2 protein-coding genes are annotated in these 2,065 nt (G+C 72.6%); both read right to left on the bottom strand.

From position 1 onward, the window contains the following. Window positions 1–61: 61 nt before the first annotated feature. Entirely contained in the window at window positions 62–694 is a 633-nt protein-coding gene (locus tag ACWGI8_RS43495) for an SRPBCC family protein (RefSeq protein ID WP_453669056.1), read from the bottom strand. Between the two features lie 95 nt (window positions 695–789). Beyond that, complete coding sequence (locus ACWGI8_RS43490) at window positions 790–1,923, bottom strand: XdhC family protein (protein ID WP_453669054.1); 1,134 nt, start codon at window positions 1,921–1,923, stop codon at window positions 790–792. Between the last annotated feature and the right edge of the window lie 142 nt (window positions 1,924–2,065).

The raw sequence follows: 2,065 nt of genomic DNA, 5'->3' as shown, positions 1-2,065 counted from the left end.
CCGCGGCACATGATGCAGTGCAACGAAGCCCATGGGGACGTGGGCAGGGCCGTCCTGAGAGTCAGCGCCGTCGCCGCAGCAGTACGGCGATGAGAGCGGCGACGAGCCCGGCCACCAGCGCCGCCACCACCGCCCGCTTGGCGACCGGAAAGCCCGCGGCCCGTACGAGATCGATCGGCTCGGCCTCGGCGGGCCCGGTCTCCGCCGCTTCGTCGCGCGGCGGGACAGGAGCGCCGTCCGGTCCGGCGGCGGACTCGGCGAGCTTCTCGGTCAGACAGTCGGCGAACCGGCCGACGAGCTTGTCGCCGACTTCGGCCAGCACGCCCCGCCCGAACTGGGCCGGCCGCCCCGTCACCGCGAGATCGGTCCGCACGGACACGGCCGTACCGCTACCGGCCCCGGCGAGCGTGGACGTGACGGTGGCCCGAGCTGTGCCCTGACCGCGGACTTCTTTCCCGCCCGCGGTCAGCACCATCCGGTGCGCCGCCTCGTCCTTCTCGTCGAATACAGCGGTGCCCCGGTACGTCAGCGAGATCGGGCCGACCTTGACCCTCACGGTGCCGGTGATCGTCTCGCCGTCGAACTCCTCCACCGTCGCACCGGGCATGCAGGGCGCCACCCGCTCGATGTCGAGGAGAGCCCGCCAGGCCTCCTCGACCGGGACGGGGACGGTGAACTCGTGCTGCAACTCCATGCTCCGCTCCTCCTCACGAGAGAGCCCGGCCTCTCCTCACGAAGGGGCCCGGCCCCGGTCGGGCCCGGACGGCGTCATCCGGGGTCCGGACGGTGTCATCCGGGGTCCCGCCGGCCTGGGCCGGGGTCCGGCCCGGAAGGGTGGATCGCGCCGGCGGTCGCCGTCAGCGGAGCGCCACTTCCGCCCCAGCGCAGCGCGACGATCTCCGCCGCCACCGAGATGGCGACCTCCTCCGGTGTACGGGCCCCGAGATCCAGCCCGACCGGCGAACGCAGCCGGGCCAACTGCGCGTCATCCAGCCCGGACTCCCGCAGCCGCTTCATTCGGTCGTCATGCGTACGTCGGCTGCCCATCGCCCCGATGTACGCGGCCGGCCGGCGCAGCGCCTCCTCCAGCAGCGGCACGTCGAACTTCGGATCATGCGTCAGGACGCAGATCAGGGTGCGGGCATCCGTCTCGGTGCCGTGCAGATAGCGGTGCGGCCAGTCGACCACGACCTCGACGCCCTCGGGGAAGCGCTTGGGCGTCGCGAACACCGGACGCGCATCGCACACTGTCACCCGATAGCCGAGAAAGTCGCCGATCCGGGCGACCGCGGCCGCATAGTCGATCGCCCCGAAGACCAGCATCCTCGGCGGCGGCGCGAACGAATGCAGGAACACGGTGACAACGTCCTCGCGGCGCTGCCCCTCGGGCCCGTAGTGCCGCAGCCCCGTCGCACCCTGCGCGAGCTCGCCCCGCGCGTCGGCGACGACCGCGACGTCCAGGCCCGCCGATCCCAGCGAACCGGACACCGCGTCCGGCCACACGGCCAGTGCGGCACCGCGCGGCGCGGGGCCGTCGGTCACCGTCGCCACCGTCACGGGCCGGTGTGCGGCAACGGACTCGGCGACGGCGCCGAACGTCTCGTCGGTGCCCGGCGACACGGACCGCACGAGCAGTGTGATCTCCCCGCCGCAGGTCAGCCCCACCGCGAAGGCGTCCTCGTCGCTGTATCCGAACGTCTGCAACCGTGCCTCGCCGTCGGCGATGACCTCCTTGGCGAGGTCGAAGACCGCGCCCTCCACACAGCCGCCGGAAACACTTCCCACGACCTCGTCGCCCGGGCCGACGGCCATCGCCGCGCCCGGACCACGCGGTGCACTGCGGCTCACCGAGACCACCGTGGCCAGCCCGAACGGTTCGCCCGCCGCGTACCACCGGTTCAGCGCCGGCAGAATCTCACGCATCCTCGGTTCCTCTCCGACACGGCTCCGTGCCAGCCCTCGGCCCGGGTCCTAGGGCCTGTCCGGTGGATCTTGCTGGGCTCGCGACGCCCTGCGACTCCGTCTCCTGCGTTGTCGTCAGTCGGCATGGCTCCGCCATGACTCT

This window comes from Streptomyces sp. NPDC054841 (assembly GCF_053611045.1).
The sequence above is the reverse complement of the archived record's forward strand: the minus strand, read 5'-3'. Positions and strand labels throughout refer to the sequence as shown.